Origin of the sequence: Streptomyces bohaiensis, assembly GCF_012033785.1 — a bacterium.
GTDB lineage: Bacteria > Actinomycetota > Actinomycetes > Streptomycetales > Streptomycetaceae > Streptomyces > Streptomyces bohaiensis.
Genome location: NZ_JAAVJC010000046.1, coordinates 1 through 25,608 on the forward strand (window position 1 = coordinate 1; position 25,608 = coordinate 25,608).

Annotated in this window: 17 protein-coding genes and 1 pseudogene; 6 read left to right on the forward strand and 12 right to left on the reverse strand. The window is 74.9% G+C overall.

Annotation, left to right across the window (positions count from 1 at the left end; translation table 11 throughout):
- Nucleotides 1-27: 27 nt before the first annotated feature.
- Nucleotides 28-1,104, reverse strand: coding sequence for a trypsin-like serine peptidase (locus HCN52_RS08330; protein ID WP_168087733.1), 1,077 nt, complete (start codon nucleotides 1,102-1,104; stop codon nucleotides 28-30).
- A 346-nt stretch (nucleotides 1,105-1,450) separates the two neighbouring features.
- On the opposite strand from HCN52_RS08330, the gene HCN52_RS08335 reads away from it, so the two are divergent.
- A complete protein-coding gene (locus HCN52_RS08335) occupies nucleotides 1,451-3,535 on the forward strand; it encodes an N-acetylmuramoyl-L-alanine amidase (RefSeq protein ID WP_245174974.1) in 2,085 nt (694 codons plus the stop codon).
- A 166-nt stretch (nucleotides 3,536-3,701) separates the two neighbouring features.
- Nucleotides 3,702-4,697: a helix-turn-helix transcriptional regulator gene (locus HCN52_RS08340; protein WP_209314302.1), complete on the forward strand. Its 996-nt coding sequence runs from the start codon at nucleotides 3,702-3,704 to the stop codon at nucleotides 4,695-4,697.
- Between the two features lie 225 nt (nucleotides 4,698-4,922).
- Here HCN52_RS08340 and HCN52_RS25905 read toward each other — a convergent pair whose 3' ends face one another.
- From HCN52_RS25905 to dnaK, 7 genes are all read right to left on the reverse strand, one after another.
- Entirely contained in the window at nucleotides 4,923-5,465 is a 543-nt protein-coding gene (locus HCN52_RS25905) for a hypothetical protein (protein WP_168087735.1), read from the reverse strand.
- A 266-nt stretch (nucleotides 5,466-5,731) separates the two neighbouring features.
- Complete coding sequence (locus HCN52_RS08350) at nucleotides 5,732-6,586, reverse strand: TOMM precursor leader peptide-binding protein (protein WP_168087736.1); 855 nt, start codon at nucleotides 6,584-6,586, stop codon at nucleotides 5,732-5,734.
- Nucleotides 6,583-7,818: a TOMM precursor leader peptide-binding protein gene (locus HCN52_RS08355; RefSeq protein ID WP_168087737.1), complete on the reverse strand. Its 1,236-nt coding sequence runs from the start codon at nucleotides 7,816-7,818 to the stop codon at nucleotides 6,583-6,585. The genes HCN52_RS08350 and HCN52_RS08355 overlap by 4 nt, the downstream gene beginning before the upstream one ends.
- 874 nt (nucleotides 7,819-8,692) lie before the next feature.
- Nucleotides 8,693-9,148 carry a heat shock protein transcriptional repressor HspR gene (locus HCN52_RS08360; protein WP_168087738.1) on the reverse strand — a complete coding sequence of 152 codons (456 nt, stop codon included), beginning with the start codon at nucleotides 9,146-9,148 and terminating at the stop codon, nucleotides 8,693-8,695.
- Nucleotide 9,149: 1 nt separating this feature from the next.
- A complete protein-coding gene (gene dnaJ / locus HCN52_RS08365) occupies nucleotides 9,150-10,355 on the reverse strand; it encodes a molecular chaperone DnaJ (protein WP_168087739.1) in 1,206 nt (401 codons plus the stop codon).
- Between the two features lie 93 nt (nucleotides 10,356-10,448).
- On the reverse strand, nucleotides 10,449-11,195 hold the full coding sequence (grpE, locus tag HCN52_RS08370; RefSeq protein WP_168087740.1) for a nucleotide exchange factor GrpE: 747 nt from the start codon (nucleotides 11,193-11,195) through the stop codon (nucleotides 10,449-10,451).
- The gene (dnaK, locus tag HCN52_RS08375) at nucleotides 11,192-13,054 is read right to left on the reverse strand and encodes a molecular chaperone DnaK (RefSeq protein WP_168087741.1); all 1,863 of its coding nucleotides are present in this window, start codon (nucleotides 13,052-13,054) and stop codon (nucleotides 11,192-11,194) included. Before dnaK ends, grpE begins: the two co-directional genes overlap by 4 nt.
- 452 nt (nucleotides 13,055-13,506) lie before the next feature.
- Here dnaK and HCN52_RS08380 point away from each other — a divergent pair, with 452 nt between their 5' ends.
- From HCN52_RS08380 to dcd, 3 genes are all read left to right on the forward strand, one after another.
- Nucleotides 13,507-15,831, forward strand: coding sequence for a (Fe-S)-binding protein (locus HCN52_RS08380; RefSeq protein WP_168087742.1), 2,325 nt, complete (start codon nucleotides 13,507-13,509; stop codon nucleotides 15,829-15,831).
- A gap of 196 nt (nucleotides 15,832-16,027) precedes the next feature.
- The gene (locus tag HCN52_RS08385; protein WP_312876603.1) at nucleotides 16,028-16,921 is read left to right on the forward strand and encodes a Yip1 family protein; all 894 of its coding nucleotides are present in this window, start codon (nucleotides 16,028-16,030) and stop codon (nucleotides 16,919-16,921) included.
- Between the two features lie 48 nt (nucleotides 16,922-16,969).
- Nucleotides 16,970-17,545: a dCTP deaminase gene (gene dcd / locus HCN52_RS08390; RefSeq protein ID WP_168087743.1), complete on the forward strand. Its 576-nt coding sequence runs from the start codon at nucleotides 16,970-16,972 to the stop codon at nucleotides 17,543-17,545.
- A gap of 145 nt (nucleotides 17,546-17,690) precedes the next feature.
- Here dcd and HCN52_RS08395 read toward each other — a convergent pair whose 3' ends face one another.
- From HCN52_RS08395 to HCN52_RS25290, 3 genes and pseudogenes are all read right to left on the reverse strand, one after another.
- Nucleotides 17,691-20,534, reverse strand: a complete 2,844-nt coding sequence (locus tag HCN52_RS08395; protein WP_168087744.1) for an FtsX-like permease family protein — start codon at nucleotides 20,532-20,534, stop codon at nucleotides 17,691-17,693.
- Complete coding sequence (locus tag HCN52_RS08400) at nucleotides 20,534-21,319, reverse strand: ABC transporter ATP-binding protein (protein ID WP_168087745.1); 786 nt, start codon at nucleotides 21,317-21,319, stop codon at nucleotides 20,534-20,536. The genes HCN52_RS08395 and HCN52_RS08400 overlap by 1 nt, the downstream gene beginning before the upstream one ends.
- A gap of 221 nt (nucleotides 21,320-21,540) precedes the next feature.
- Nucleotides 21,541-22,167: pseudogene (locus HCN52_RS25290) on the reverse strand (PadR family transcriptional regulator); the annotation flags it as partial.
- Nucleotides 22,168-22,880: 713 nt separating this feature from the next.
- Between HCN52_RS25290 and HCN52_RS08410 the strand changes: the two are divergent.
- Nucleotides 22,881-24,278, forward strand: a complete 1,398-nt coding sequence (locus HCN52_RS08410) for a ricin-type beta-trefoil lectin domain protein (RefSeq protein WP_245174976.1) — start codon at nucleotides 22,881-22,883, stop codon at nucleotides 24,276-24,278.
- Between the two features lie 131 nt (nucleotides 24,279-24,409).
- Here the strand turns inward: HCN52_RS08410 and HCN52_RS08415 are convergent.
- Nucleotides 24,410-25,608: type III polyketide synthase (locus tag HCN52_RS08415; protein WP_209314303.1), on the reverse strand; the 1,199-nt coding region annotated here is incomplete at its 5' end.

A 25,608-nucleotide genomic window follows, 5' to 3' on the forward strand; every position in this document is an offset into this window, starting at 1 on the left:
CGCGCCGGGCGCTCAGCGGCCCGGCGCTCAGCGGTCGGGCAGCGCGCCCCGGTGCTGCCCGGCTGCGGCGTCGTACAGCGCCCGCGCCGCCGCCGGGTACGGCCGACCGACGATCTCGCCCTGGCCGGTGGCCGCCGAGGTCACCCCGACGACGGTGCCCGCTCCGGTCTCCGGGTCCACCCGCTGGAGCCACGGCCCGCCACTGGCCCCCTGAGTGAGGCCGCACGCCTCCAGCAGCAGCCCGCCCACGTTGGCCTCGATCGCCTCGTTCGGCCCGAGCACCCGGGTCGGACCGGTGCAGGACCAGGGCGACTCGCCGTCGTAGGGAGGGGCGGCGGCGTACCCGACGGCGGTCACCGCGTCCTCCTGGGGCACCGGGGCGAACCGGAGCCGGTTGGCGCCGTGCGTCTCCTGGAGGGTCCGGCCCTCGCGGCGCTCGACGGTGAGGAAGGCGTAGTCGTGGGGCAGGATCTCGCGCAGGGTTCGGGTGACGTCCCACTCCTCGGGCAGGTGGACACCGCTCACCGGCCAGCCGTCACGACGGAAGGTGTCGAAGCCGTCCTGGTAGCCGGGCAGGAACCACGCCTCGGCCGGTTCCGGGGTGCCGGGTTCCTGGACGCAGTGCGCGGCGGTGGCGACGACGCTGCCGTTGGCCGACTCCACCACCGCACCGGAGCACATGCGGAGGCCGCCGTCCACCGTCTCCCAGATCAGCTTGCCGATGCTGGGGACCGTGCGGTCCATCGGCCGGGCGGTGTCCCGCGGCGCGGCCTCGGGCGCGCGCGTGCCGGGTGGCACCGCCGTCCGCTCGGCCGACGGCCCGTCACCGGCACCCGCCGCCCCGTCACCCGGCGCCCCGTCACCGGCCGCGGCGAGCGGCGCCGCGGCGGCACCCGGCGGGGACTCGACCAGGGCGGGGCCGACCGCCACCGGTGCCAGCAGCGCCAGCAGCCCGGCGCACAGCGCCGCACCCCGACGGGAGGCACGCGCTCCCCCGGCCGGGCGGCGGCCGAACGGTGGGTGCGCGTCGGTCGGCTCCGGCACCCGACGGCGCGTCCGATCGCTCCGGGCGGGCGGCTGTTCGGGGGTGGGGGGTGACTCCATGGCCCCACCGTCGGCCGCGGGCCGGTACCTGTCCAGCTCCGGTCGCCCGATCGGGGGACGGCAAAATCACGGCAAAGCCGGGCCGAGGCCCGCCGGCGGCGACCGGAGGTGTGGACCAGTGCCGCGTCGCAGGCGTGCGGAGGTGCCGCGGTGAAACCGCCGCTCCCCGCCGGCCGGACCGGGCCTCGGCCGGGCCGCGCGGTCGTTGACGCGGGGCACACCGACCGGCTACCCCTGGTGGACCACCTCCTCGCGCAGACCGCCCCGCCCTGCCCCACGCCGGCCTCTTGACGGCGGCGCCCCGCGACCCGGGCGCACCCGCCCCCACGCACGCCCGGGAGACCCGTTGCCCAGTCCCGCCCCGGCCCGCCCCTCCTCCGGTCCCGGTCCGCGCCGCCTCGCCCGGCTCGCCGCCGCCGGGGCCGCCGTCGCCGTCGCGCTGCCGCTGCTCCAGGCCGGCCCCGCCGCGGTCGCCGACGCCCACGCGGGCGACGGCGCGCTCCAGGCGGCCTTCGCCGCCGCGGCGGTCGAGCACCGGGTGCCCGAGGAGGTGCTGCTGGGCGTGGCCTACCTGCACTCCCGCTGGGACGGCCACCGCGGCGCCCCCAGTGTCACCGGCGGGTACGGGCCGATGCACCTGACCGACGTGCGGACCGCGCTCGCCGCCGAGCGCGGCGACAACCACCATCTGCACGGCGACGAGGACCCGCGCGGCGACGCCGGCCGGCCACTGGACCCCGCCGACGCCCCGGAGCCGGCCGCGCCCGCCGCGCCCCCGCCGGACGCCGAGCGCGGGCGCACGGTGGAGCGGGCGGCACAGCTCACCGGGCTGCACCCCCACGAACTGCGGTCCGGCAACGCGGCGAACGTACAGGGCGGCGCCGCGTTGCTGGCCGCGTACCAGCGGGAGTTGGGGCTGCCGGCCGGCGAGGACCCCGGCGACTGGTACGCGGCCGTCGCGCGCTACGGCGGCAGCGACAGCCGGCCGGCGGCGGAGGCGTTCGCCGGCGAGGTGTACACGGTCATCGCCGAGGGCGCGCGGCGCACCACCGACGACGGCCAGCAGGTGGCGCTCGCGGCCACCGCGACCCGCCCCCGCACGGAACAGGCGACGCTGCTCGACCTGCCGGCCACCACACCCGCCGCAACGGGCGCGACCGACGCGACCGCCACGCCCGACGAGGCACCGCCCGGCGGCGGCGACCGGACCGAGTGCCCGGCGACGCTCTCCTGCGCGTGGGTCGCCGCCGCCTACCAGGAGTACGAGCGCGCGGACGGCAGCACCACCTACGGCAACCACGACAAGGCCGACCGGCCCGACTCCCAGCGGGTGCGCCACATCGTCGTGCACGACATGGAGGGGTACTTCGACCCCTCCGTCTCACTGGTGCAGGACCCGACCTGGGCCTCCTGGCAGTACAGCCTCCGCGCCTCGGACGGCCACGTCGCCCAGCACGTCCCCGCCCGGGACGTCGCCTGGCACGCGGGCAACTGGTACGTCAACGCCACCTCGATCGGGCTGGAGCACGAGGGGTTCCTGCGGGAGCCGGGCACCTGGTACACCGAGGCGATGTACCGCGCCTCCGCCCGACTGGTGCGGTACCTCGCCGAACGGCACGACATCCCGCTGGACCGCCACCACGTCATCGGACACGACAACGTCCCCGGCGTCGGCCCCGACACCGTGCCCGGGATGCACACCGACCCCGGGCCCTACTGGGACTGGGCGCACTACCTCACGCTGCTGGGCGCCCCGGTGACGGCCGACGGCGCCCCCGACTCCCCGCTGGTCACCATCGATCCGGCGTACGACTCCCACCGCCCCGGGTACACCGGGTGCGACCCGGCCGACACGGCGGCCGACTGCGCGCCGCACGGCTCCAGCGCCGTGCGGCTGCACACCGAACCCGCCGCCGACGCCCCGCTGGTCCCCGACCCCGGCACCCACCCCGGCCGGGAGGAGTCGGGCACCTCGATCCACGACATCGGCGCCCGCGCCTCGACGGGGCAGCAGTTCGCCCGGGCCGGGCGCGAGGGCGAGTGGAGCGCCATCTGGTTCAACGGGCGCCTTGCCTGGTTCCACGACCCGGTGGAGCGGCCGACGGCCGTGCCCGGCAGCGGCTGGATCGCCACCCCGAAGGAGGGTGTGGACCGCGTCCCGGTGTACGGGGTGGCCTACCCGGCCCCCTCGGACTACCCGGAGGGGGTCGCCGTCCGTCCCGCCGAGCCGCTGCCCTACCGCTTCACGGCCGGCCAGTCCTACGCCGTGGGACGGCAGGGCGAGGCGTTCGCCGGGGAGTACTACGCGGCGACCACCTTCGACCCGGCCGACCACCGGGTCGTCCGCGGGCAGCTCTACCACCAGATCCAGCTGGGTCACCGCATCGCGTACGTCCGGGCCTCCGACGTCGACGTGCGCCCGGCCGGCTGACGTGCGCCCGGCCGGCTGACGGCGCGGCGGGCGGCTGACGGCGGGGTCGAGCAGGCCGCGGGTCGGCCGGTTCCGGTGCACCGCCGGGCCCGCGGCTGCCGAACCCTTGCCCGTTCACCGCCCGCGGCTACGCTGTTCCCAGCCGTTGACCAGGCTGGGAGGTTCCTTGCGTCGGAACGACATGGCCGTGCTCGGCCTGTCCGCCGAGGAGGAGAAGGTGTATCGCCACTTCCTCCGGGAGCCGGACTCCGACCCGGCGACCGTGCCCGAACGCCTGGAGCTGGAGCGGCCCGTGGTCGACGAGGCGGTGCAACGCCTCTGCGGCATCGGCTTGCTGCGGACGGACGCCCGGCCCGGGATGCTCAGCCCGGCGGACCCGGAGACCGCCGTGGCCCGGTTGACCGAGCTGCGGCTGCGTGCCCTGTACCGCGAGATCCAGCTGATCACCCAGTCCCGGCACCTGCTCGACGCGCTGCGCGCGGAGACGGGTGTGCCGTTGCCGACACCGCGCGGCATCGAGCAGCTCAGCGACTGGACGCAGGTGCGCAGCCGCATCGACGACCTGGCGTTCTTCGCCCGTCACGACATCCTCTCCGTCGAGCCGCGGCTGGAGATACCGCCCGAACAACTGGCGCACACGAGGGAGTTGAACATCCGCTCGCTGCGCCGGGGCGTGCGGCTGCGACACGTGGTGGTGCGCGCCTGTCTGGAGGACCCCGCCACGGTCGAGTACCTCGGCGAACTCGTCTCGCGGGGCGCCCGGGTCCGGGTCGCGGACCGGCTCGCCGAGCACATCCTGATCTACGACCGCCACGCCGCGCTGGTGCCGATCGACCCCTGGGACACCGACCGGGGCGCGCTGCTCGCCCACTCCAGCGGCCTCGTCGGCAACCTGGTGACGCTGTTCGAGAAGATCTGGGACGAAGCGGAGTCCCTCTCGGTGCTGCTGCGGGAACCGGAGATCACGGAGGCGCCGCTCTCCGAGGCGGGCCGCAGGGTGCTGACGTTGATGTGCACCGCCGCGAAGGACGAGTCCGCCGCCCGGGACCTCGGCGTCTCCGTCCGCACCTACCGGCGGTACGTCGCCGACGTCATGCAGCGTCTCGGCGCCGCCAGCCGCGCCCAGGCGGCGCTGCTGGCCCGGGAGCGCGGCTGGATCTGACCGACGCGGGCCCCCGGGCCCGCCGCCCCCGGGGGGCGGACCGCCCGCCTCCTGCCACCGTGCCCGGCCGGGCACGGTCCACGAGGAGCCCACCGCGGAGAGGTCGATACCGGTGAGCCCCTCGGTCTCCCCGGCGCGCGTCCTGCTGCTCGCTCCGCCCGGGGCCCGGCCGGTCCGGCGCGGGCCCGGTGAACGTCGGCACCATCGCCGGGCGCCCGTGACGGTTCAGTCGACGGCGCCGTCGGGCAGCTGGAAGGCGACGTACCACTCGACGCCCTCCGGGCCGTGCACCGTCAGCTGTGCCGAGCCGGCCTCCTCCGCCGTCAGGTCCAGCCGGGTCAGGAAGCTGGTCGTCTCCTCGCGCTCACAGGTGACACCGACCTCGGTCACCTGCTCGACCTCGACGGTCACCGCCTGCCGGGGACCGTCGGAGCGGCAGTTGACCGCGAGCCAGGAGGCTCCGGCGACCAGCGGCACCGCCCCCAGGTGGTGGTGGCCGCGGACCGGTCCGACGGCGGTGAACTCGTCCGCCCCCTGCTGGACCTCCGGGCGGTGCACCGCCGCGGTGGCGACCTCCACCGCCGGTGGCGGCGCCGCGTCCGACGTGTCCGCCGCGTCCGCCGCGTCCGCCGCGTCCGAGGCGTCCGACGGCGCCGGGACGGTGCACCCCGCCAGCAGCACCGTGCTCAGCAGCAGCCAACCGGCCGTTCCCGCCCCTCCCGCCGCCGTGGCTCTCGCCGTACCTCTCGTCGTGCGCTTCGCTCTCACCGTCAACCCCCCGATGTCCCGATCCACTTCCCTGACGGAGACTCTGCACCAGCAGCGCCGCGAGCGACAGACCCCCTGGCCCCGCGACGCCGGCCGTGACCGCACAGCGCACGCGGCGCAGCGGTCGACGGCGCGCACCGGCCGGCCCACCGCCCGCACGCGGACATCGGGAAGCGTCGCGCGGCACGCGGTCGCGCCGTCCGCGGGAACGCCGCCACCGCGGCCCGGCCCCAGGCGGCCCGGTCGCGTGGGCGAAGTGGTCCGTCTCAGCGACGGCGCCCCCGTGAGTCGGCCGCGCGGGGTCGAGCACCGGCCGACCCGCGCGCAGCGAGCGGACTCGGGTCCACCGGGTCTCCCGGTCGGCGTGGGACGGACCGAGCAGCGCGTCCGCGCGGCGGGTCGACGGGATCCGGGCGCCGGGCCGGGGAGCCCCCCGGCCGGTCGACCGGCGCCGGGCGCGGCTCCGGCCCGGCGTACTCGTCCGCGCCCGCCTCCGGCTCACCGCAGCGCGGACACTCCGGGTCGGCGACCAGTCGGTGGCGCCGCACCGACAGCGTCGCCAGGTCAAGCAGCCACACGTCGTCGTGGGAGCCGGTCGCGGCCGCCGCTGGGCGGGCGTCCCCCGCCGCGTCCGTGGTGGTGAGTGCGCCGACGATCAGCGCGGCGAGTGCGTCGGCGGCGAACGGCGTGACGTACGGCGAGGCGCCGACCGCCCGGGTGCCGAAGCCTCGCTCCAGTGCCTCACGCAGCAAGGGGGAACGCGCCCCCTGCCAGCGGCGGGCCAGGCAGTGCGGACAGGCGCGGGAGCCGGGCAGCGGTCCGACGACCGCGTGCCGGCCGTAGAGAGCGACCGGCACCCCGGCATCGGCGCCGTCGCAGCCGTCACCGGGCTCGCCACCGTAGCCGCCCCACCGCTGGGCGCCGGGTGCGAAGGCGTCCCGGACGCCCAACTCCCTGACCGACACGGCGGTCTGCTCGTACCCCAGGGAGGCGAGCGCGCGGCGCAGCAGTGCGGCGAGCCGTCGACAGGTCAGCGCGAGGGAGGCGGTGGGCGCCGGCGCCGCGGCGGGAGCAGGGGCGGCGTCGGACGGCGCCTGCGCGGGACGGGTCCCACCGGTCACCGCGACCGTCCTCGGTCGGCAGCACGCGGGCGACCGAGGAGGTCGGCGGCGACCCGTTCGGTGTCCCGGGAGGACGGCGCGGTCGACACCGGCGCCACGGCCGGCCCACCCGCCGCGGCGACCGCTCGCCGAGCGGGCGGCGGGCAGCTGCCGCAGTCGGGGTGGCGGTGCGCCGGCTCGACCGTGACGTCCAGGGACACCAGGTCCTGGATCTGCACCTGGCTGTCGGTCTCCGAGGGCGGCACACCGGTCGCGATCCGGAACACCTCGTGGGCGAGGAGGTTGCCGACCATCGCGGCCGCCGGGCCGCGCAGCGCGTCGGGGGCTGGTGCGTCGGGTGCTGGTGCGTCGGGTGCGTCGGTCGGGCGCTCCCCGGCCGCAGCCTCGCGCCGCAGAGCGGCGGCGCCTGCGGCGTCCCGCGCGGCACCGAGCCGCAGCAGCGCGCACGACCAGCAGGCCGTCGACCCGGCGGTGGCGCGTGGCCCGACCATGGCCCGGTCGCCGTGCGTCCACATCGGGAGCAGCGTCCGGCCCTCGGGTGTCCCGGCGGCGAGCAGCGCGTGGAGGTGCGGCGCCGTGTCCGCGCCGGTCAACACCACCACGTCGTACGTCTCCCAGGCGGCGGGGAAGGCGTCGCCGGCGACGACGGCGACCTCCACCGGGCATCCCGCGGCGATGAGTTCGGCGGCCTCCCCCGCGACCCGGGCGCCCGTGGCTGCCTCGGCGCCGATGGCGGCCGCGCCGTTGCGCAGCAGGCTCCGCGCGCACCGGTCGGCCACCTCGCCGGCCCCGAGCACCGCGACCCGGGTGGCTCGGTACCGGGCGAACCGCCGCGCGCCGTCGTCGACGTAGTGGTCGGCGTACTCGATCTGGGGCGCGAACCGCTCGGCCACGGCGGCGGGCAGCGGCGCGGCGACCGCCGCGCCCTCCCCCTCGGGGGTGGGGCGGTGGTCGCGGGCGAGTTCCCGCTCCAACAGGCAGGAGACCAGCTCGGCGACCGTCGCGCGCTGCGCCTCGCCGAGTCCGGCGCAGAGCTCGGCGAGCCGGTTCCTGCCGTCGAAGCGCGGCAGGAGCTGCGTCGCGCACCGGTATGCGGCGCGTCCGCGCCCGGTGAGGTGGACGTCGCCGTCGGCGGTGTGGAACAGGACGCCGCCCGACGTCTCCGTGCAGAGCACGTCCCGGCGGATCCGGGGACGGGTGTCGGCGAGGGTCTCGAAGGCGGCGCCAGCCATTGCTCACACCTCTCGGTCGGGCCTGCGGAGTCGGGGCGGACGGGGGCAGCCGGAGCCGAGCGCCGCCCGGTGGCCGGGGCGGCGCGGCAGCCCCGGCGGGCGGACCGGGGGACGGCGGGTTCGGGCCGCCGGCGAGCGAGGGCGGGGCACCGTCCGGCTCGTCCGGCAGGCGCCGCCTCACCCCCTGGTGAGCCGCCGTGGTCGGCGTGGTCGTGGACGGTGACGTGGGCGTGGGCGTGGGGCGCCCACGGGGTCGGGAGCGCGGGGTCCGCGTCCGGGCCGGTGTCCGTTGCCCCGTGCCGCGCACCGCACGCGCGCCACCGGGACAACGGTGCGGGAGCACGGCAGGCAGGCGGGCGGGTTCGAGGGCGTGGGCGGACGGGAGCACGACCGCGGCGGAGGCGTCACGGGGGAGCTCGGCGGCCCCCGGCAGCAGGTGGTGCGCGGGCGGCCGCGGTCAGCGGCCGCGCCGGACGGGCCGACGCTGCGGAGGGCGGGTGGGGGACGGGTGGGGGGACGTGGGGGACCGGCAGGAGCGGACCGTGGCACTCATCGGGTTCCACCTTGAGTGTTGCTGGATCTTCCCGGCGCCGTGACTCTACGCGCGTATCCACGGAGGGTGGGGGGCCACCGACGACAGCTTGCTGCCGACCGCGGGACAGCAAGCTGACAGATCCGGCCACCTGGTCACGAGTCGTGCACGGCACCCACCGCGGCCGAACCGTTCCGGTCCGCCGGCGGCAGCGACCCTCGCATCCGCGGCGCAGCCGGGAACCCCGCCGTGCCCCGCCGGACACGTCGGACACGCCGAAGCCCCGGCCCGCCGGCGCCGCCCGGGTGGGGCTACGTCGGCGGGCCGGGGCCCGTGGACAGCTCAGCGGCTGCGACGCTCGGGGCGCCACACCACCAGCGCGGAGGACTGCCGCACGTCCTGGTAGGGCACCAGGTCGCGGCGGTAGGAGGCGTGCACCTGCTGCTCCCGTTGGCGCATCGCCACGGCCGCGCCGTCCACCGACTGCTGGAGTTCGGCGACACGCGCCTGCAACGCGGCCACCTGGTTCTCCAGTTCGATGATCCGCTTGATGCCGGCGAGGTTGATGCCCTCCTCCTGCGACAGCCGCTGCACGACGCGGAGCAGCGTGATGTCGCGTGCGGAGTAGCGCCTGCCCCGGCCCGCGGTGCGGTCCGGGGAGACCAGTCCCAGCCGGTCGTACTGCCGCAGTGTCTGCGGGTGCAGCCCGGACAGCTGGGCTGCCACCGAGATCACGTAGACCGGTGTCTCGTCGGTGAGTTCGTACGGGTTCCGGTTGGGTCCGGCAAGGCCGTCCACGTCAGTCTCCCTTCGCGGCCTCGAACAGCGCGCCCCGCGGGTCCTCACCCTGGGTCGCCGCTCGGTACTCCTCCAGTGCCTTCCTGGCCTCCGTACCCATGTCGCGCGGGACTGCCACCTCGATCGTCACGAGAAGATCGCCGCGGGTGCCGTCCTTGCGGGTGGCGCCCTTGCCGCGGGCGCGCATGGTGCGCCCGCTGGGGGTGCCCGGCGGCAGCTTCAGCGTGACCGGGGGGCCGCCGAGGGTCGGGACCTTGACGTCGCCGCCGAGCGCCGCCTCGGGGAAGGTGACCGGAACGGTGACGGTGAGGTTGTCACCGCGGCGGCCGAAGACCGGGTGGCCGTCGACGTGGACCACGACGTACAGGTCACCGGCCGGGCCACCGCGTTCACCCGGCGCGCCCTTGCCCCGCAACCGGATGCGCTGCCCGTCGGAGACCCCGGCGGGGATGCGCACCTGCATGGTGCGGGAGCTGGTGGCGCGGCCGGAGCCCCGGCAGACGGCGCAGGGGTCGTCGGCGATGAGGCCGCGGCCCTTGCAGTCCACGCACGGATCGGTGAGGGAGAACCCCCCGCCGCCGCCCCGGCTGACCTGACCGGTACCGACACACGTCGGGCAGACGCGCGGGGTGCCGTTCTTGTCGCCCGTGCCGCGGCAGGACTTGCAGGCGGCGCTGGAGGACATCCGCAGCGGCACGGTCGCGCCGTCCACGGCCTCGGTGAAGCTGAGGGTGACCTCGGACTCGATGTCCTGGCCGCGGCGCGGCTGGGTGCGGGGCCCGGTCCCGCCGCGGTTGAAGATGCCGCCGAAGACGTCGCCGATGCCGCCGCCGAACCCGCCGGGCTGCTGCGTCCCGGTGGTGCCGCCGGGACCGGGCGCACCGCCGGCGCCGCCGAAGAGGTCACCGAGGTCGAAGTTGAACTGCCCGCCGCCACCGGCGCCGGGCCCGGGGCGGAAGCCGCCGTTGCCGCCGAAGAGTGCCCGCGCCTCGTCGTACTCCTTGCGGCGCTTGGCGTCGCCGAGGACGTCGTAGGCCTCGGAGACGTCCTTGAAACGCTCCTCCGCCTTGGCGTCGCCCTTGTTGGCGTCGGGGTGGAACTCCCGGGCCAGCTTCCGGTACGCCTTCTTGATCTCCGCCTCGGTGGCGTCCCTGGGGACGCCGAGGGCCTTGTAGTAGTCCTTCTCGATGAAGTCCTTCGTGCTCACCCGGCGCGTCCCTCCTTCCACACGTCCGAGCCGTGCCCCCGGCCGGCCCCCCGGGAGGGGCCGGCCGGGGGCACGGCGGGTTCCGGCACGGCGTCAGCCGTCCTCGGAGCCACCGTTCTCCTTCTGGGCGTCACCGGTGGCCGGGGCGTCACCGGAGGCGTCGGAGCCCTCCGGCTCGGCACCGTCGGCGGCGTCGCCTGCGGAATCCTTCGCCGGGGCGCCCGGCTGCGGTTCCGCGACCCCCACCCGCGCGGGGCGGATGGTGCGTTCACCGATGCGGTACCCGGGCTGCAGGATCTGCACGCAGGTGGTCTCGGTGACCTCCGGCGAGTAGCTGTGCATCAGCGCCTCGTGGACGGTCGGGTCGAAGGGCTCGCCCTCCTCGCCGAACTGCGCGAGGCCCATCTTCGCGGCCACCGTCTCCAGCGACTCGGCGACCTGCTTGAAGCCGCCGACCAGCTCGCCGTGGTCCCGGGCGCGGCCGATGTCGTCCAGGACCGGAAGCAGTTCGGTCAGCAGGTTCGCGACCGCCACCTCCTTGACCTGGACGCGGTCGCGGTCGACCCGGCGGCGGTAGTTCTGGAACTCCGCCTGGAGCCGCTGCAGGTCCTGGGTGCGCTCGTTGAGCGCCGAACGGGTCTGGTCGAGCTGGGCGGTGAGCGCCGCCTCGACCAGGGCCGTGTCGTCCCCCGCCGGGGCGTCGTCACCGGCGCCCCGGTCGGCCTGCTTCTCCTGCTCCCCGTCGCCGGCCGCGGCCGGGGACGGGGGTGTCGTGGCCGCGTCCGCGTCCGCGTCGGGGACCTCGGGCTTCTCGTCGAAGCCCTCGGGCTCCTTCGTCACGCCGCACCGCCCTTCGGCTTCTCGTCGTCCACGATCTCGGCGTCGACGACGTCGTCGTCGGCGGCGTTCTGCTGGGCGTCACCGGAGGTCTGCTGACCCTCGGGGCCGGGGGTGGCGCCGGAGGTCTGCGCGTCGGCGTACATCGCCTGGCCCAGCTTCTGGCTGGTGGCCGCGACCTTCTCGGAGGCAGTGCGGATGGCGGCGGTGTCCTCGCCCTTGAGAGCGTCCTTGAGCTCGCCGACCGCGCCCTCGACCTCGGTCTTCAGCTCGTCGGAGACCTTCTCGCCGTTCTCCTTGAGGAAGTTCTCCGTGGTGTAGACGAGCTGCTCGGCCTGGTTGCGGGTCTCGGCGGACTCGCGGCGCTTGGCGTCCTCGTCGGCGTACTGCTCGGCGTCGCGCATCATGCGCTCGATGTCGTCCTTCGGCAGCGCGGAGCCACCGGTGACGGTCATGCGCTGCTCCTTGCCGGTACCGAGGTCCTTGGCGGAGACGTGCATGATGCCGTTGGCGTCGATGTCGAAGGTGACCTCGATCTGCGGGACGCCGCGGGGCGCCGGGGGCAGGCCGGTCAGCTCGAACATCCCGAGCTTCTTGTTGTACGCCGCGATCTCGCGCTCGCCCTGGTAGACCTGGATCTGGACCGAGGGCTGGTTGTCGTCGGCGGTGGTGAAGATCTCCGAGCGCTTGGTCGGGATCGTCGTGTTCCGCTCGATGAGCTTGGTCATGATGCCGCCCTTGGTCTCGATGCCGAGGGACAGCGGGGTGACGTCGAGGAGCAGGACGTCCTTGACCTCGCCCTTGAGGACGCCGGCCTGGAGGCTGGCGCCGATGGCGACGACCTCGTCCGGGTTGACGCCCTTGTTGGCCTCCTTGCCGCCGGTCAGCTCCTTGACCAGGTTGGCGACGGCCGGCATGCGGGTGGAGCCACCGACGAGGACGACGTGGTCGATCTCGGAGAGCTGGACGCCCGCGTCCTTGATGACGTTGTGGAACGGCGTCTTGCAGCGCTCCAGGAGGTCCTGGGTCAGCTGCTGGAACTGCGCCCGGGTCAGCTTCTCGTCGAGGTGCAGCGGGCCCTCGGCGGAGGCGGTGATGTAGGGCAGGTTGATGGAGGTCTCGGTCGAGCTGGAGAGCTCGATCTTCGCCTTCTCGGCGGCCTCGCGGAGGCGCTGGAGCGCCATCTTGTCCTTGCCGAGGTCCACGCCGTGGGCGTTCTGGAACTGCTTGACCAGGTGGTCGACGACCCGCTGGTCCCAGTCGTCGCCGCCGAGGGCGTTGTCGCCGTTGGTGGCCTTCACCTCGACGACGCCGTCGCCGATCTCCAGCAGCGAGACGTCGAAGGTGCCGCCACCGAGGTCGAAGACCAGGATGGTCTGGTCGTCCTTCTCCAGGCCGTAGGCGAGCGCCGCCGCGGTGGGCTCGTTGACGATGCGCAGGACGTTGAGGCCCGCGATCTCACCGGCCTCCTTGGTGGCCTGGCGCTCGTGGTCGTTGAAGTAGGCCGGCACGGTGATGACCGCGTCGGCGACCTTCTCGCCGAGGTAGGACTCCGCGTCGCGCTTCAGCTTCTGCAGGATGAAGGCGCTCATCTGCTGCGGGTTGAAGTCCTTGCCGTCGAGGTTGACCTTCCAGTCGGTCCCCATGTGGCGCTTGACCGAGCGGATGGTCCGGTCGACGTTGGTGACGGCCTGACGCTTGGCCACCTCGCCGACGAGCACCTCGCCGTTCTTCGCGAAGGCGACGACGGACGGCGTGGTCCTGGCGCCCTCGGCGTTGGTGATGACGGTGGGCTCACCGCCTTCGAGAACACTGACGACGGAGTTCGTCGTACCCAGGTCGATGCCGACCGCACGTGCCATTTCGGTTCCTCCAGCTCATACCTTGAGTAGATCCGACTCAAGAGTGCATCAGCGGAGCCCGGTAGTCAATCCCTCTGTCACATGACTTGAGCCGTGCCCGCTCAACTCTTATCCGGCCCTTACGCTCACCCCGCCGGGAGCCCCACCCCGATCCGCCCACCGCAGCCCCGCGCGCCCCACCCGCCCCCGGCCCCCCTGGGCCCGGACGGCGGCACTGCCCGCCCCCGCATGCGACGAGCCCGCACACCCCGCCCCGACAACGATCGGACCCGCCCCGCAGTGCCCGGCGCGAGCACCCGCGGGGCGCCCCACCGGGCGCCGCTGCCGCACCGCACCCCCGGTACTCGATACGCTCAGACCAACCCCGGTAAGTTACCGTTCAGTAGACTGGGTGGCTCCGCCCGCCGGGGTAGCAGCAGCCCACCATCCGCCCGCAGGTTCGAGGAGCCGTCATGCAGCTCGTCGCGATCGTCGTCTCGCTGGTACTCACCGCGGTCGCCGTAGCACTGTTCAGCCGCGCCGTCGCGCAGATCGTCCGCTTCCTGCGCCTGGGCCGCCCCGTCCCCGCGGGCACCCGCACCGACGAACCGGGGCAACGCACCTGGACCCTTGCCCGGGAGTTCCTCGGGCACACCCGGATGAACCGCTGGGCCGTCGTCGGCGTCGCCCACTGGTTCGTGGCCATCGGCTTCCTGACGCTCGGCCTGACCATCGTGCAGGCCTACGGGCAGCTCTTCCGGGCCGACTGGGTCCTCCCGGTCATCGGGACGTTCACCCCCTACGAGATGTACATCGAGTTCATCGCGCTGATGACCACGGTCGGCATCCTCACCCTCATCGGCGTCCGGCTGCTGAGCCTGCCCTCGCGCGCCGGCCGCAAGTCCCGGTTCACCGGCTCCACCTCCTGGCAGGCGTACTTCGTCGAGTACGTCATCCTCACCATCGGTGTCGCGATCCTGCTGCTGCGCGGCCTGGAGGGCGCGCTGCACGGCGTCGACGGCTGGACGCCCGCCTACGTCGTCTCCTACCCGCTGGTCGCCGCCTTCGACGGCCTCAGCGCGGCGTCGCTGCAGAACCTGGTCTACCTGGTCGCCATGATCAAGCTGGGCACCACCATGGTCTGGGCGATCACCGTCGCCCTCAACACCGACATGGGCGTCGCCTGGCACCGCTTCCTCGCCTTCCCCAACATCTGGTTCAAGCGCGACGCGGACGGCTCCACCGCCCTCGGCGAGCTCCAGCCGATGACCTCCGGCGGCAAGCCGATCGACTTCGAGACCGTCTTCGACGACGACAACGACAGCGAGCCGGAGTTCGGCGTCTCCCAGGTCGAGCAGTTCTCCTGGAAGGGGCTGCTCGACTTCTCCACCTGCACCGAGTGCGGCCGCTGCCAGTCGCAGTGCCCCGCCTGGAACACCGGCAAGCCGCTCTCCCCCAAGCTGCTGATCATGTCGCTGCGGGACCACGCGCACGCCAAGGCCCCGTACCTGCTCGCCGGGGGCGGCAAGGACGCCGAGGGCACCGAGCGCGCCACCGCCGAGCAGCTCCGGGACGTCCCCGCCGCCGCCCTCGCCGAGGCGGAGCGCCCGCTGGTCGGCCCGGCCGCCGCGACCCCCGGCGAGCTCGGCGGCGTCATCGACCCCGAGGTGCTGTGGTCCTGCACCACCTGCGGCGCCTGCGTCGAGCAGTGCCCGGTCGACATCGAGCACGTCGACCACATCGTCGACATGCGCCGCTACCAGGTGATGATCGAGTCCGCGTTCCCCTCGGAGGCGGGCACGATGCTCAAGAACCTGGAGCGCAAGGGCAACCCCTGGGGCATGGCCAAGAAGAAGCGCCTGGAGTGGACCGCCGAGCTCCGGCAGGAGACCGGCATCGAGGTGCCGGTCGTCGGCAAGACCGTCGAGGACCTCACCGAGATCGACTACCTCTACTGGGTCGGCTGCGCCGGCGCCCTGGAGGACCGGGCCCGCAAGACCACCAAGGCCTTCGCCGAGCTGCTCCACATCGCGGGCGTGAACTTCGCGATCATGGGCGGCGACGAGGCGTGCACCGGTGACTCCGCCCGCCGCCTCGGCAACGAGTTCCTCTACCAGCAGCTCGGGCAGCAGAACGTCGAGTCGCTGAACGCCGCCTTCGGGGAGACCCCGGCCGACGGCGACGCACCGGCGGTGACCGTGGAGCGGTCGAAGAAGAAGATCGTGGCGACCTGCCCGCACTGCTTCAACACCCTCGCCAACGAGTACCCGCAGCTGGGCGGCGAGTACGAGGTCATCCACCACACCCAGCTGCTCCAGCACCTGATCGACGAGGGGCGGCTGGTCCCGGTGACGCCCGTCGAGGGGCTCATCACCTACCACGACCCCTGCTACCTCGGCCGGCACAACAAGGTCTACACGCCGCCGCGCGAGATCATCGGCAAGGTGCCGGGGCTCCGCAACGAGGAGATGCACCGCCACAAGGAGCGCGGTTTCTGCTGCGGCGCCGGCGGCGCGCGGATGTGGATGGAGGAGCGCATCGGCAAGCGCATCAACAACGAGCGCGTCGACGAGGCGCTCTCCCTCGACCCCGACATCGTCTCCACCGCCTGTCCGTTCTGCCTGGTGATGCTCACCGACTCCGTCAACGGCAAGAAGAACGACGGGCAGGCCAAGGAGTCGATCGAGGTCGTCGACGTCGCGCAGCTGCTGCTGGACTCGGTGCGCACCCCCGACGACGGCGGGGAGACCGCGGGCGAGGCCGGCACCCCCGAGCCCGCGCCGGTACCCACCTCCTGACCCGGCACACCCACGGGGGCCCGGCACCGCGCGCACCGGTGCCGGGCCCCCGTGGCGTGCGCGGCGCCCCTGCCGGCCGGTGGCGCCGGCAGGAGCGGGTCCGGGCGGTCCGTAGGGGATCGGGCGCGGCCGGATCGGGGCTGCCTCAGGGTGACCGCGGCGCGCCGAACTCCCCGCAGGGGGTACGTTCGTATGCGTGGGTGGATTCAGGAACAAGCGCAACGACCGACGCGGTGACACCACGCCGGGCGGACAGCCGCGGCCGCCGTTCGACGGCCCCCCGGCCGGGCAGCACTACCAGCAGACGGCGCCCATGCCCGCCATGGGCCACGGACCACACGGACCGGGCCACCACGGTGGCCCCGGCGGCCCCGGCTCCTACGGTCCGGGCCCCGGCGGCCCCCACGGCCCCGGCTCCTACGGTCCGGGCCCCGGCGGCCCCCACGGCCCCGGCGGCTGGAACGAGGGGACGACCTACGGCCACGACGACCCCGGCGGCCCGCAGGGCCCCGGCGGCGACCCCCCGCCGCCGCACCCCGAGGCGTACGGCCCCCGGCTGCCGTGGAAGGAGCTGCTGAAGGGTCTGGTGCTGCGCCCCGTGCCCACCCTGTGGCGCATGCGGGACTACCCGATGTGGGCGCCGGCGCTGATCGTCAGCTTCCTCTACGGGCTGGTCGCGGTCTTCGGCCTCGACGACGCGCGGCAGACCATGCTCGACACCACCGCCTCCAGCGTGGTGCCGTACCTGCTGATCACCGGCGTGGCGATGGTCTGCGGCGCGCTGCTGCTCTCCACCGTCACCCACATGCTGGCCCGGCAGCTCGGCGGCAACGGCCACTGGGCGCCGACCGTCGGCCTCGCGATGCTGATCATGTCGCTGACCGACGTGCCCCGGCTGCTGCTCGCCATCTTCCTCGGCGGCGCGGCGACGCTGGTGCAGATCGTGGGCTGGGTCACCTGGCTGTACGCGGGTGTGCTGCTCACCATGATGGTGATGCGGTCCCACGAACTCCCGTGGCAGCGCGCCCTTCCGGCCTGCGCGATCCAGCTGCTGGCGCTGCTGATGCTGGTCAAGCTGGGCACGTTCTGAGCGGACGCCCCGCAGGTCGTCCGCCGTGGGGCGGGTAACCTGCGGGGCGTGCTTCTCTCAGACAAGGACATCCGGACCGAGATCGACGCCGGGCGCGTGCGGATCGACCCGTTCGACCCGGCGATGGTGCAGCCGTCCAGTATCGACGTGCGACTCGACCGGTACTTCCGGGTCTTCGAGAACCACCGCTACCCGCACATCGACCCCTCGGTCGAGCAGCCGGACCTCACCCGCGTGATCGAGCCGGAGGGCGAGGAGCCGTTCATCCTCCACCCCGGCGAGTTCGTGCTCGCCTCGACCTACGAGGTCGTCTCGCTGCCCGACGACATCGCCTCCCGACTGGAGGGGAAGAGCTCGCTGGGGCGGCTGGGGCTGCTCACCCACTCCACCGCGGGCTTCATCGACCCCGGCTTCTCCGGCCACGTCACGCTGGAGCTGTCCAACGTCGCCACCCTGCCGATCAAGCTCTGGCCGGGGATGAAGATCGGCCAGCTCTGCATGTTCCGGCTGACCTCCCCTTCCGAGAACCCCTACGGCTCGGGCGCCGGCGGCTCCCGCTACCAGGGGCAGCGCGGACCGACCGCCTCCCGTTCGTACATCGACTTCCACCGCACCCGGTTCTGAGCGCCGGGCCGCCGGCTTCCCGCCACCGGCCCGGACCACCGAGCGCACCCGGGCGCGGCCCGACTCCCCCCACCGGAGCCGGGCCGCGCCCTTCTCGTACCGTGCCCGGCCGCAGGGGCGGCCGGGCACGGAGTCCCGCCGGGGCTCACTGCTCCCGGCGCACCACCCCCGGGGTGGAGCGGGTCATCAGCGCCGCGACGACCGCCGCGATCAGCGGCACGACCACCACGAGCTGGAGGATGGTCGCCCACGGGATCTCCAAGAACAGCTGCGGCTCGGTCTCCGGGCCGCCGTACCAGTCGGTGCGCCACAGCTCGTGCATCTCCTGGTGGCCGGCCAACCGGATCGCCGCGCCCGGCACCAGCCCGGCCAACGAGCCCAGGACGACGCCCATCAGGGCGATGACACCGCACTGGAGCCCGGAGAGCGTGCGCCGCACCCGCGGCGGTGCCCCGACCGCGGAGAGCGTGGCGAGGTCGGCCTCGGAGTCGGCCTGCGCCAGCCCGGTGGCGATACCCGCCGCGCCGAGCGTCACCACGGTGGCGAACAGGCCGAGGATCAGCAGGATGAGCTCGTTGCCGGAGGTGTGGCCCTCCTCGACGTAGAGCCTGACCGCGGTCGAACCGGCGCCCGCCGACCCGTCGCCGGCCAAGAGCGCCTCCCGGAGCGCCTGGAGCTCGGCGTCGGTCGGCTCCCGCTCGGTCCCCACGACGACCGCCTGGTCGACGACGCCGTACCCGTTGGCCTCCGCCCAGGCGGCGGTGACCAGCACCTCACCCGGGCGGGCACCGTACTCGGCCGCCGTGCCGACCGTGGCGGGCAGCGCGACCACGTCCTCGGGCCGCGGCTCCCGGTCGTCGTCGGTGAACGGGGCGACCCGGAGGGTGCCGTCCTCGTGGATCTGCCGCTCGTCGTACACGACCGCCTCGTCACGCTCCAGCGCGGCGACGGCGTCGGGGTCGTCAATCTCCATGACGCGCAGCAGCTCGGGGCCGGCGACGTTGATCTGGCCCCAGGTGGGCGTCTTGATCCACCAGTCCTCGACGCAGGCGGGGTCGTACTCCGCGACCGTCAGCTCGGGGTTCTCCTCGCGGGCGGCCTCGAACCCGGAACCGAAGGCGTCCCGGTCGCACACGGCCGCCGCCGGCAGCTGCACCACCGGTTCGCCGCACTCCGCGGGCGCGTTCACCAGGTGGCAGAGCTCCCCGGTGCCGGTGACCCGCCCGATGGTCGCCAGTTCGGCGACGGGCAGCGTCCGCAGCGCGGCGTCGGTGGCGGCGGGCAGGTCCGCCGCGCGGTCGGACTCGATCACGACGGCGCCGGAGGGGACGGTCGCCCGGTAGGCGGCCCGGTTCTCCGCGTCGGTGCTGGCGACGACGGTGGCGACGGCGACCGCTCCGGAGACCGCCGCGAGAACCGCGGCGACGGCGGGGGCGGTGCGGGACCGGTTGCGGACCGCGTCGCGCACCGCCAGCCGCCCCGACAGCGGCAGGAAGCGACCGATGCGGCCGAAGAGACCCACCAGCACCGGCGTCATCGCCACCAGACCGAGCTGCGCCAGGACGACACCGCCGACCACCACCATGGCGTTCCCGGCGAAGAGCGCGCCGAGCACGGCGAGGGCGGTGCCGAAGGCGAAGAGCAGCGCCCCGGCGATCGGCAGCTCGCGGCCGACCCGGCGCACGCCGCGGCGTCCGGTGAGGGACTCCAGGACCGGGGAGCGCGACGCGGCGAGCGCCGGCAGCAGCGCGGCCAGCAGCCCGGTGCCGACGCCCAGCACGCAGATGGCGAGGAGTTCCAGCGGGTTGATCGTGAGGTCGCCGAACCGCCGGCCCGCCGACTCCTCCAGCCAGTTCCACGCCAGGAACGCGGCGCCCAGGCCCAGGGCGAGACCGACCACGGCCGCGGCGAGCCCCAGCAGGGCGCCGCCGGCCAGCATCACGGCGCGCACGTGGCGCCGGTCGGCGCCGTTGGCGCCCATCAGCCCCAGCATGCGGCGGGAGCGCCGGGCTCCGACGGCGAACGCCGGACCGGCCAGCAGGCAGATCTCCAGGACGACCAGCGCCAGCACCAGCGCGACGCCGATCGGCATGCTTCCGCCGTCGCCGGAACCGGCGCGCCCCTCGACGAAGTACGGCACCTCGTCACGCGGCGGCGGGTCGAGCAGGACCGCTCGCGAGTCGACCAGCCAGCCCTGGGCGTTGGCCGCCAGCACCGCCGCCCAGTCCACCGGGGCGTCCGTGGTGACGAAGTACCGGGCGTAGGAGAGGTACTGCTCGGCGCCGGGTTCAGCGGCGAGGGTCGCGACGACGTCGGTCCCCGGCAGCACGGTCAGCTGCTCGGTGTGGAGCTCGCCGGGCAGTTCGTAGGAGCCGGTGAGGGTGAAGTCGCCCTCGATGCCGCGGATGGACACGGTGTCCCCCACCGCCAGTCGGGCCGTTTCGAGGAAGGCCGTGGTGGCCGCGGCCTCGTCGAGCTCCCGCGGGGCCCGTCCCTCCAGCAGGGTCGCGGTCCCCCCGGTCAGCGGGTCGTCGAGGTCCCACTCCCGCACGGTGATCGAGGACAGGCCGCCGGCGGTGGTCACCTCGGCGCCGTACCAGCCGAGTTCCACGGTCAGTTCGGCACCGGGGAAGAGGGCGGCGGCGTCCCGGGCGGTCTGCTCGTCGGTGGGCACGCCCCACGCCGGGTCGGCGGTCTCCTCCTCTTCCTCCTCGGCGCCGGGGGCGCTCGTCCACTGCCGCGCGTTCTCGGGGTCCTGCATCACCGGCATGGGGGCGCCGGGGTACAGCTGGGCGTCGGCGGTGCCGATGGTCCGGTCGGCTCGTTCCTCAGCGCTCAGCTGGGAGCTGCGGAAGCTGATGTCGATGGCGGTGACGCCGATGATCGGCAGCGCGATCATCGCGATCACCAGAACGCTGCGGCCCTTGGCCCGCAGCGCGTCACGCCGCGCGATGCGCAGCGCCAACCGCCAGGTGCGCAGGAAACCCATCACACACCCTCGCCGTCGAGCAGCGACTCCGGCGCCGACGCCGAGGACTCGTCCACCACGGAGCCGTCCCGCAGGAACACCACCCGGTCCGCCCACGCCGCGAACCGCGGCTCGTGCGTCACCATCACCGCCGCCGCACCGGCATCACACCGGCGCCGCAGCAGTCCCAGCACCGCCTCGCCCGTTCCCGAGTCCAACGCGCCGGTCGGCTCGTCGGCCAGCACCAGCCGCCGATCCCCCACCAGCGCCCGGGCGATCGCCACCCGCTGCTGCTGGCCGCCGGACATCTCGTCCGGGAACCGGTCGGCGACCTCGGTCAGACCGATCTCCTCCAGCGCGGCCAGGGCCTCCTTGCGGGCTCCGCGCGCCGACACCCCGTCCAGCTCCCGCGGCAGCGCGATGTTCTCCGCCGCCGTCAACGCCGGGATCAGGTTGTAGTCCTGGAAGACGTACCCGACGCTCGTCCGCCGCAGCTTCGCCTGCCCCGCTCGCGACAACCCGCCCAACGCCGTGCCCTCGATCAGCACCTCGCCCGACGACGCCACGTCCAGACCCCCCGCGATCGTCAGCAACGTCGACTTCCCGGACCCCGACGGCCCCATCACCGCCACCAACTCCCCCGGCAGCACGGCGAGGTTCATCGACCGCAACGCATGCACCGACGCCACGCCGCTGCCGTGCACCCGCGACACACCCCGCAACTCCAACACCGGACGCGGGGCGCCCTGCTGCCGGTCCGCGGGCGTCGCGCCGTGCGTCTCTCGTTCCTCGGCGGCACTGCTCATGCTGTCGTCCCCTCTCGGGCGGTCCTGCGTGGCTGGGAGGCGGCGTCGGGACGCCGTGGTGGTGCGGTGTTCAGTGGCCGGGCGGCGCTGAGGCGCCGTGGTGGTGCGGTGTTCGGTGGCCGGGCGGCGCTGAGGCGCCGCGGTGGTGCGGTGGTGCGCGGCCGTGTCGGTACGGTCCGGCGGTGGTGCGGGCGGGTCACCGGCCCGGCGCCGCCGCCCGCACGGGCGGCGCCGGAGCGGCTGGGACGGCGCTCCGCGGCGGGTCTGCCGGTGCCGTCGGGCCCGTCGGGCGGCTCACCGACCGGTGGGGGTGCGGCGGGCTCCGGCAGGTCGCCGAGGACCCGGTCGCAGTGGGCCAACCAGCGCACCTCGGCCTCCGTCTGGAAGACGAGCTGCTCCAGCACGAGCAGCCAGGCGAGCCCTTTCCGCTCGGCGGCTCCGCCGGCGAGCGCCCGGGCCGTGAGCCGTGCGTAGCCCTGGAGCACCCGCAGGGTGTGACGGCGCTGCGCGCTGATCACCGCGCGTGCGTCGCCACCCGGCGCGCCGGCCGCCATCGCGATCTTGATGGCGAGTTCGTCGCGCGCCGGCTGCGAGCGGTCCACCGGGCGGGCGTACCACCCACGGACCTCCAGGCGCCCCGCGCCGCTGAGGGCGTACTGCTGACGGCCGTCGGCGCCGGGCTGCGAGGCGACCAGCCCGTCCCGCTCCAGGCGGGCGAGGGTCGTGTACACCTGACCGACGTTCAGCGGCCAGGTGGTGCCGGTGCGCGTCTCGAAGTCGGAGCGCAGCTGCGCCCCGTGAGACGGACCGCGCTCCAGCAGCGCCAACAACCCGTACCTGATCGACATACCGAGTATGTATACCCAGTATTCCAGCGACGACGCAACTCTCCCCCCGCCCCCACGACCCCCCGCCGCACCCCCGGCGAACCCCCACCAACGCCATCGTCGCAGCTCAACCCGGTATAACCCCATCGACAACTCGAAAGCATACCGAGTATGAGTCGGGTTGCATACGCGGTATGACACCGGGGTCCCGCCGGTGGCCGGAGGCGCCCCGCCGAGGGACCGGTCGGAGCCCGGCGCCCTGACGGGCGGCCGCCGGCCCCCGTCCCGGCGGCTGCCGAGGGGCGCGCGACGGCGACCGGGCGCGCCGCGCGCACCCCGAAGCCAGCCGCACGGGGGATTCCCGGGATCGGCGCGAGCCGGTACAAACCGAACAACAGACATACCGCCGAAGGGAGTCCCCTGTGCGCTCACCCCTGCCCGGACGTCGGCCGACCCGGACGGGTGTGGTCGCCTTGGCCGCCCTGGGCCTGCTCGCGGGCGGCGCTCCCGCCGCGGGCGCGACCCCCGGGGGTGAGGTGGAACGGGTCGAGGTGAGAGCGCCCGGAGCGGCCGTCACCGTCGACCTCCCGGGCGGCCTCCGCCTGCCGTGGCTCCCGGAGGGCCCCTGGTGGGTCGAGGTCGGCGGGCCGGAAGGCAGCGTCTCGGTACGCGGCGGCGGCACGCGACCGGAAGGCGGCGCCCCGGGAGGCGGCCCGACGGCCGAGGCGACCGCGCTGCCTCCCGAACTGGAGGCACTCCGCGCCGAGCAGGCGACCGAGCTGTACGGCTCCCCCGCGGCGCCCGCGCCGGCCGACCGCCAGGTCTCCCTGGTCTCCCTCGGGGACAGCGCCATCTCCGGTGAGGGCGTCGGCAACTACGACCCCGCCACCGACGGACCCGACAACTGGTGCCACCGCTCCTACGACGCCGCGATCCACCGCACCGGCATCCCGGCGGACGTGACCTGGAACTTCGCCTGCTCCGGCGCGGCCACCGCCAACGTCCGCTCCGACGGCACCCCCCGGTTCGACGAGCCGTTGCAGGCGGACAGCCTCGCCGTCGCCGCCCGCAACACCGCCGTCGACACCGTGGTGCTGGTCGTCGGCGCCAACGACGACCTGGAGTTCGGGCCGGTCATCACCGACTGCGCGCTCTCGTGGTTCCTGCACTGGCGCGGGCCGTGCCACCCGACGTACGCACCGGGGTGGCAGGAGCGGGTGGACGGGCTGCGCCCCAAGGTCGAGGCGACCGTGACCGACCTGCGGACCGTGATGTCCGAGGCCGGGTACGCCCGGGACGACTACCGCCTGGTGCTCATGTCCTACCCGGGGCCGCTCTCCCCGGACCGGCGCGACAACCCCCGCCACCTGGGTCGGCTGGTCGGTGGCTGCACCTTCCACGACGCGGACGCCCGCTGGGTGCGCGACCAGGCGGTGCCGCTGTTCCAGGAGAGTCTGCGCGCCGCGGCGAAGAACACCGACACCACCTACCTCGACGCCTCGCGGCTCTTCCACGGCCACGAGGTGTGCAGCGACGCCCCCTGGGCGCGCGGCCTCACCGTCGACGTGACCAACCCGTTCCCGCCGGACGCCAACTCGGTACGGCAGTCCTTCCACCCCGACGCCGACGGGCACGGCGCCTTCGCCGCCTGCCTGACGGCGCTGCGCGCCACCGACCTGCGTGAGGCCGGCTGCGCCGACCCGGCGAGCACGGGCGAGCCGGTGCTGTTCGAGGGCGCCTGGGACGACGTCCTCCGGCCGTTGGCGGCGGCCGACGGCAGCCGCTGCCTGGCCGCCGCCGACGGCCGCACCGCCAACGGCACCCCCGTCCGGGGCGCGGCGTGCGACGGCGCGAGGAGCCAGGACTGGCACCACGACAGCGAGCGGGGCTCCCTGCACTCCGGCCCGAGCCACGACCGGTGTCTCGACGTGCCGGGCCGCGCCTTCCGCGCGGGCACGGCGCTCCAGCTGCACAACTGCAACGGCACCGCGGCCCAGCGGTTCGAGCGGACGACCGACGGCGCGCTGGTCCCGGACGCGGCGCGGGAGCTGTGCGTCACGCTGCCGGAGGCCGACGGCCGCGCCGTCACCCTCCAGCCCTGCGACGGCAGCGCGGCGCAGCGGCTCGTCTGACGGGCCCGCGGGGACGGTCCGGCGGGGGTACACGCCCCGTGCCCCCGCCGGACCACCGCGCCGCCGGTCCGGCCGGTCGGACCGGCGGTGCGGCGGCGCAGTGCGGCAGTGCCGCGGTCCGTCGTGCCGCCTCAGCCCGCCGCCGGTGCCGCACCGGCGCCGACGCGGAACAGCGCGGCGTACAGCGTCAGCCCGGGGCCGAACGCCATCGCCACCACCGGCGACCCGGCCGGTGGCGGCGCCGCGTCCCGCCCCGTCCCGCCGGACCGGATGCGGTCGAGCACCAGCAGCACGGTGGGCGAGGAGCAGTTGCCGTACTCCGCCAGCACCGCGCGCGAGGCGTCCAGAGCGGTGGGCGCGAGCCCCAGCTCGTCCTCGACCGTCTCCAGAATGCGCGGCCCGCCCGGGTGGACCGCCCACCCGGCCACCTCGTCGACGCCGACGCCGTGGCGGGCCAGCAGTTCCTCGGTCACCGGCCGGACGTGCCGGGCGAGGACGGCGGGCACCTCGGGCGACAGCCCCATGCGGAACCCGAGGTCGGTCACCTGCCAGGTCATCAGCTCGGCGGTGCCCGGGTCGGTGCGTGCCACCACGTCCACCAGCTGAAGCGCGCCGCCGGGTGACGCGGCGGCCGGGGGCGGGGGCGGGGGCGGGTGCGCGCCGGTGCCCGCCGGGTCGCCCGGTGCCGTCGCGGCGTCCGGCGGGAGCAGCACCAGCGCCACGGCGGCGTCCCCGAAGAGCGCGTGCGTGACCACCTGCTGGGTGTCGGCGTCGGCGGGTTGGAGGTGCAGCGAGGGGAGTTCGAGGCAGAGCAGCACGGCGGGCCTCCCGCGGGCGGCGACGTGGTCGGCCGCGGCGCCGAGCGCGGGCAGCGCCGCGTAGCAGCCCATGTGGCCCACCAGCAGTCGTTGCGCGTCGACCGGCATGCCCAGCGATCCGGCGAGCCGGATGTCGAGCCCCGGGGTGTCGTAGCCGGTGCAGGAGGCGACCGTCAGCTGGCCGACGTCGGCCGCGGTGAGTCCGGCCTCCGCCAGGGCCGCCACCACCGCCCGGTGGCCCAGCGCGGGCGCTTCGCGGGCGTAGCGCCGCATCCGGTCGGCGGTGGACCAGTCGGCCGGGTCCTCGGCCGCGAGGTCGACGACGGTGTGCCGCCGCCGGACCCCGGCGGAGGCGAAGATACGGCGGGCCAGCGCGGAGTCGCCGAAGTGGTGGCGGAACCGCTGCTGCCACAGCTCCTCCTGGCCGACCGGGGCCGGCACGGCGACACCCATGCCGGCCACCACGGCGCCGGGCGCCGACCGCCCCCGTCCGGCGGCCGCTGCGGCCGGCC

Excerpts from the sequence above, each read along its gene's own strand:
- HCN52_RS08330 (WP_168087733.1), bottom strand. The coding sequence starts at position 1,104 with ATGGAGTCACCCCCCACCCCCGAACAGCCGCCCGCCCGGAGCGATCGG.
- HCN52_RS08355 (WP_168087737.1), bottom strand. The coding sequence starts at position 7,818 with ATGGCTGGCGCCGCCTTCGAGACCCTCGCCGACACCCGTCCCCGGATC.
- dnaK (WP_168087741.1), bottom strand. The coding sequence starts at position 13,054 with ATGGCACGTGCGGTCGGCATCGACCTGGGTACGACGAACTCCGTCGTC.
- HCN52_RS08380 (WP_168087742.1), top strand. The coding sequence starts at position 13,507 with ATGCAGCTCGTCGCGATCGTCGTCTCGCTGGTACTCACCGCGGTCGCC.
- HCN52_RS08395 (WP_168087744.1), bottom strand. The coding sequence starts at position 20,534 with ATGGGTTTCCTGCGCACCTGGCGGTTGGCGCTGCGCATCGCGCGGCGT.
- HCN52_RS08400 (WP_168087745.1), bottom strand. The coding sequence starts at position 21,319 with ATGAGCAGTGCCGCCGAGGAACGAGAGACGCACGGCGCGACGCCCGCG.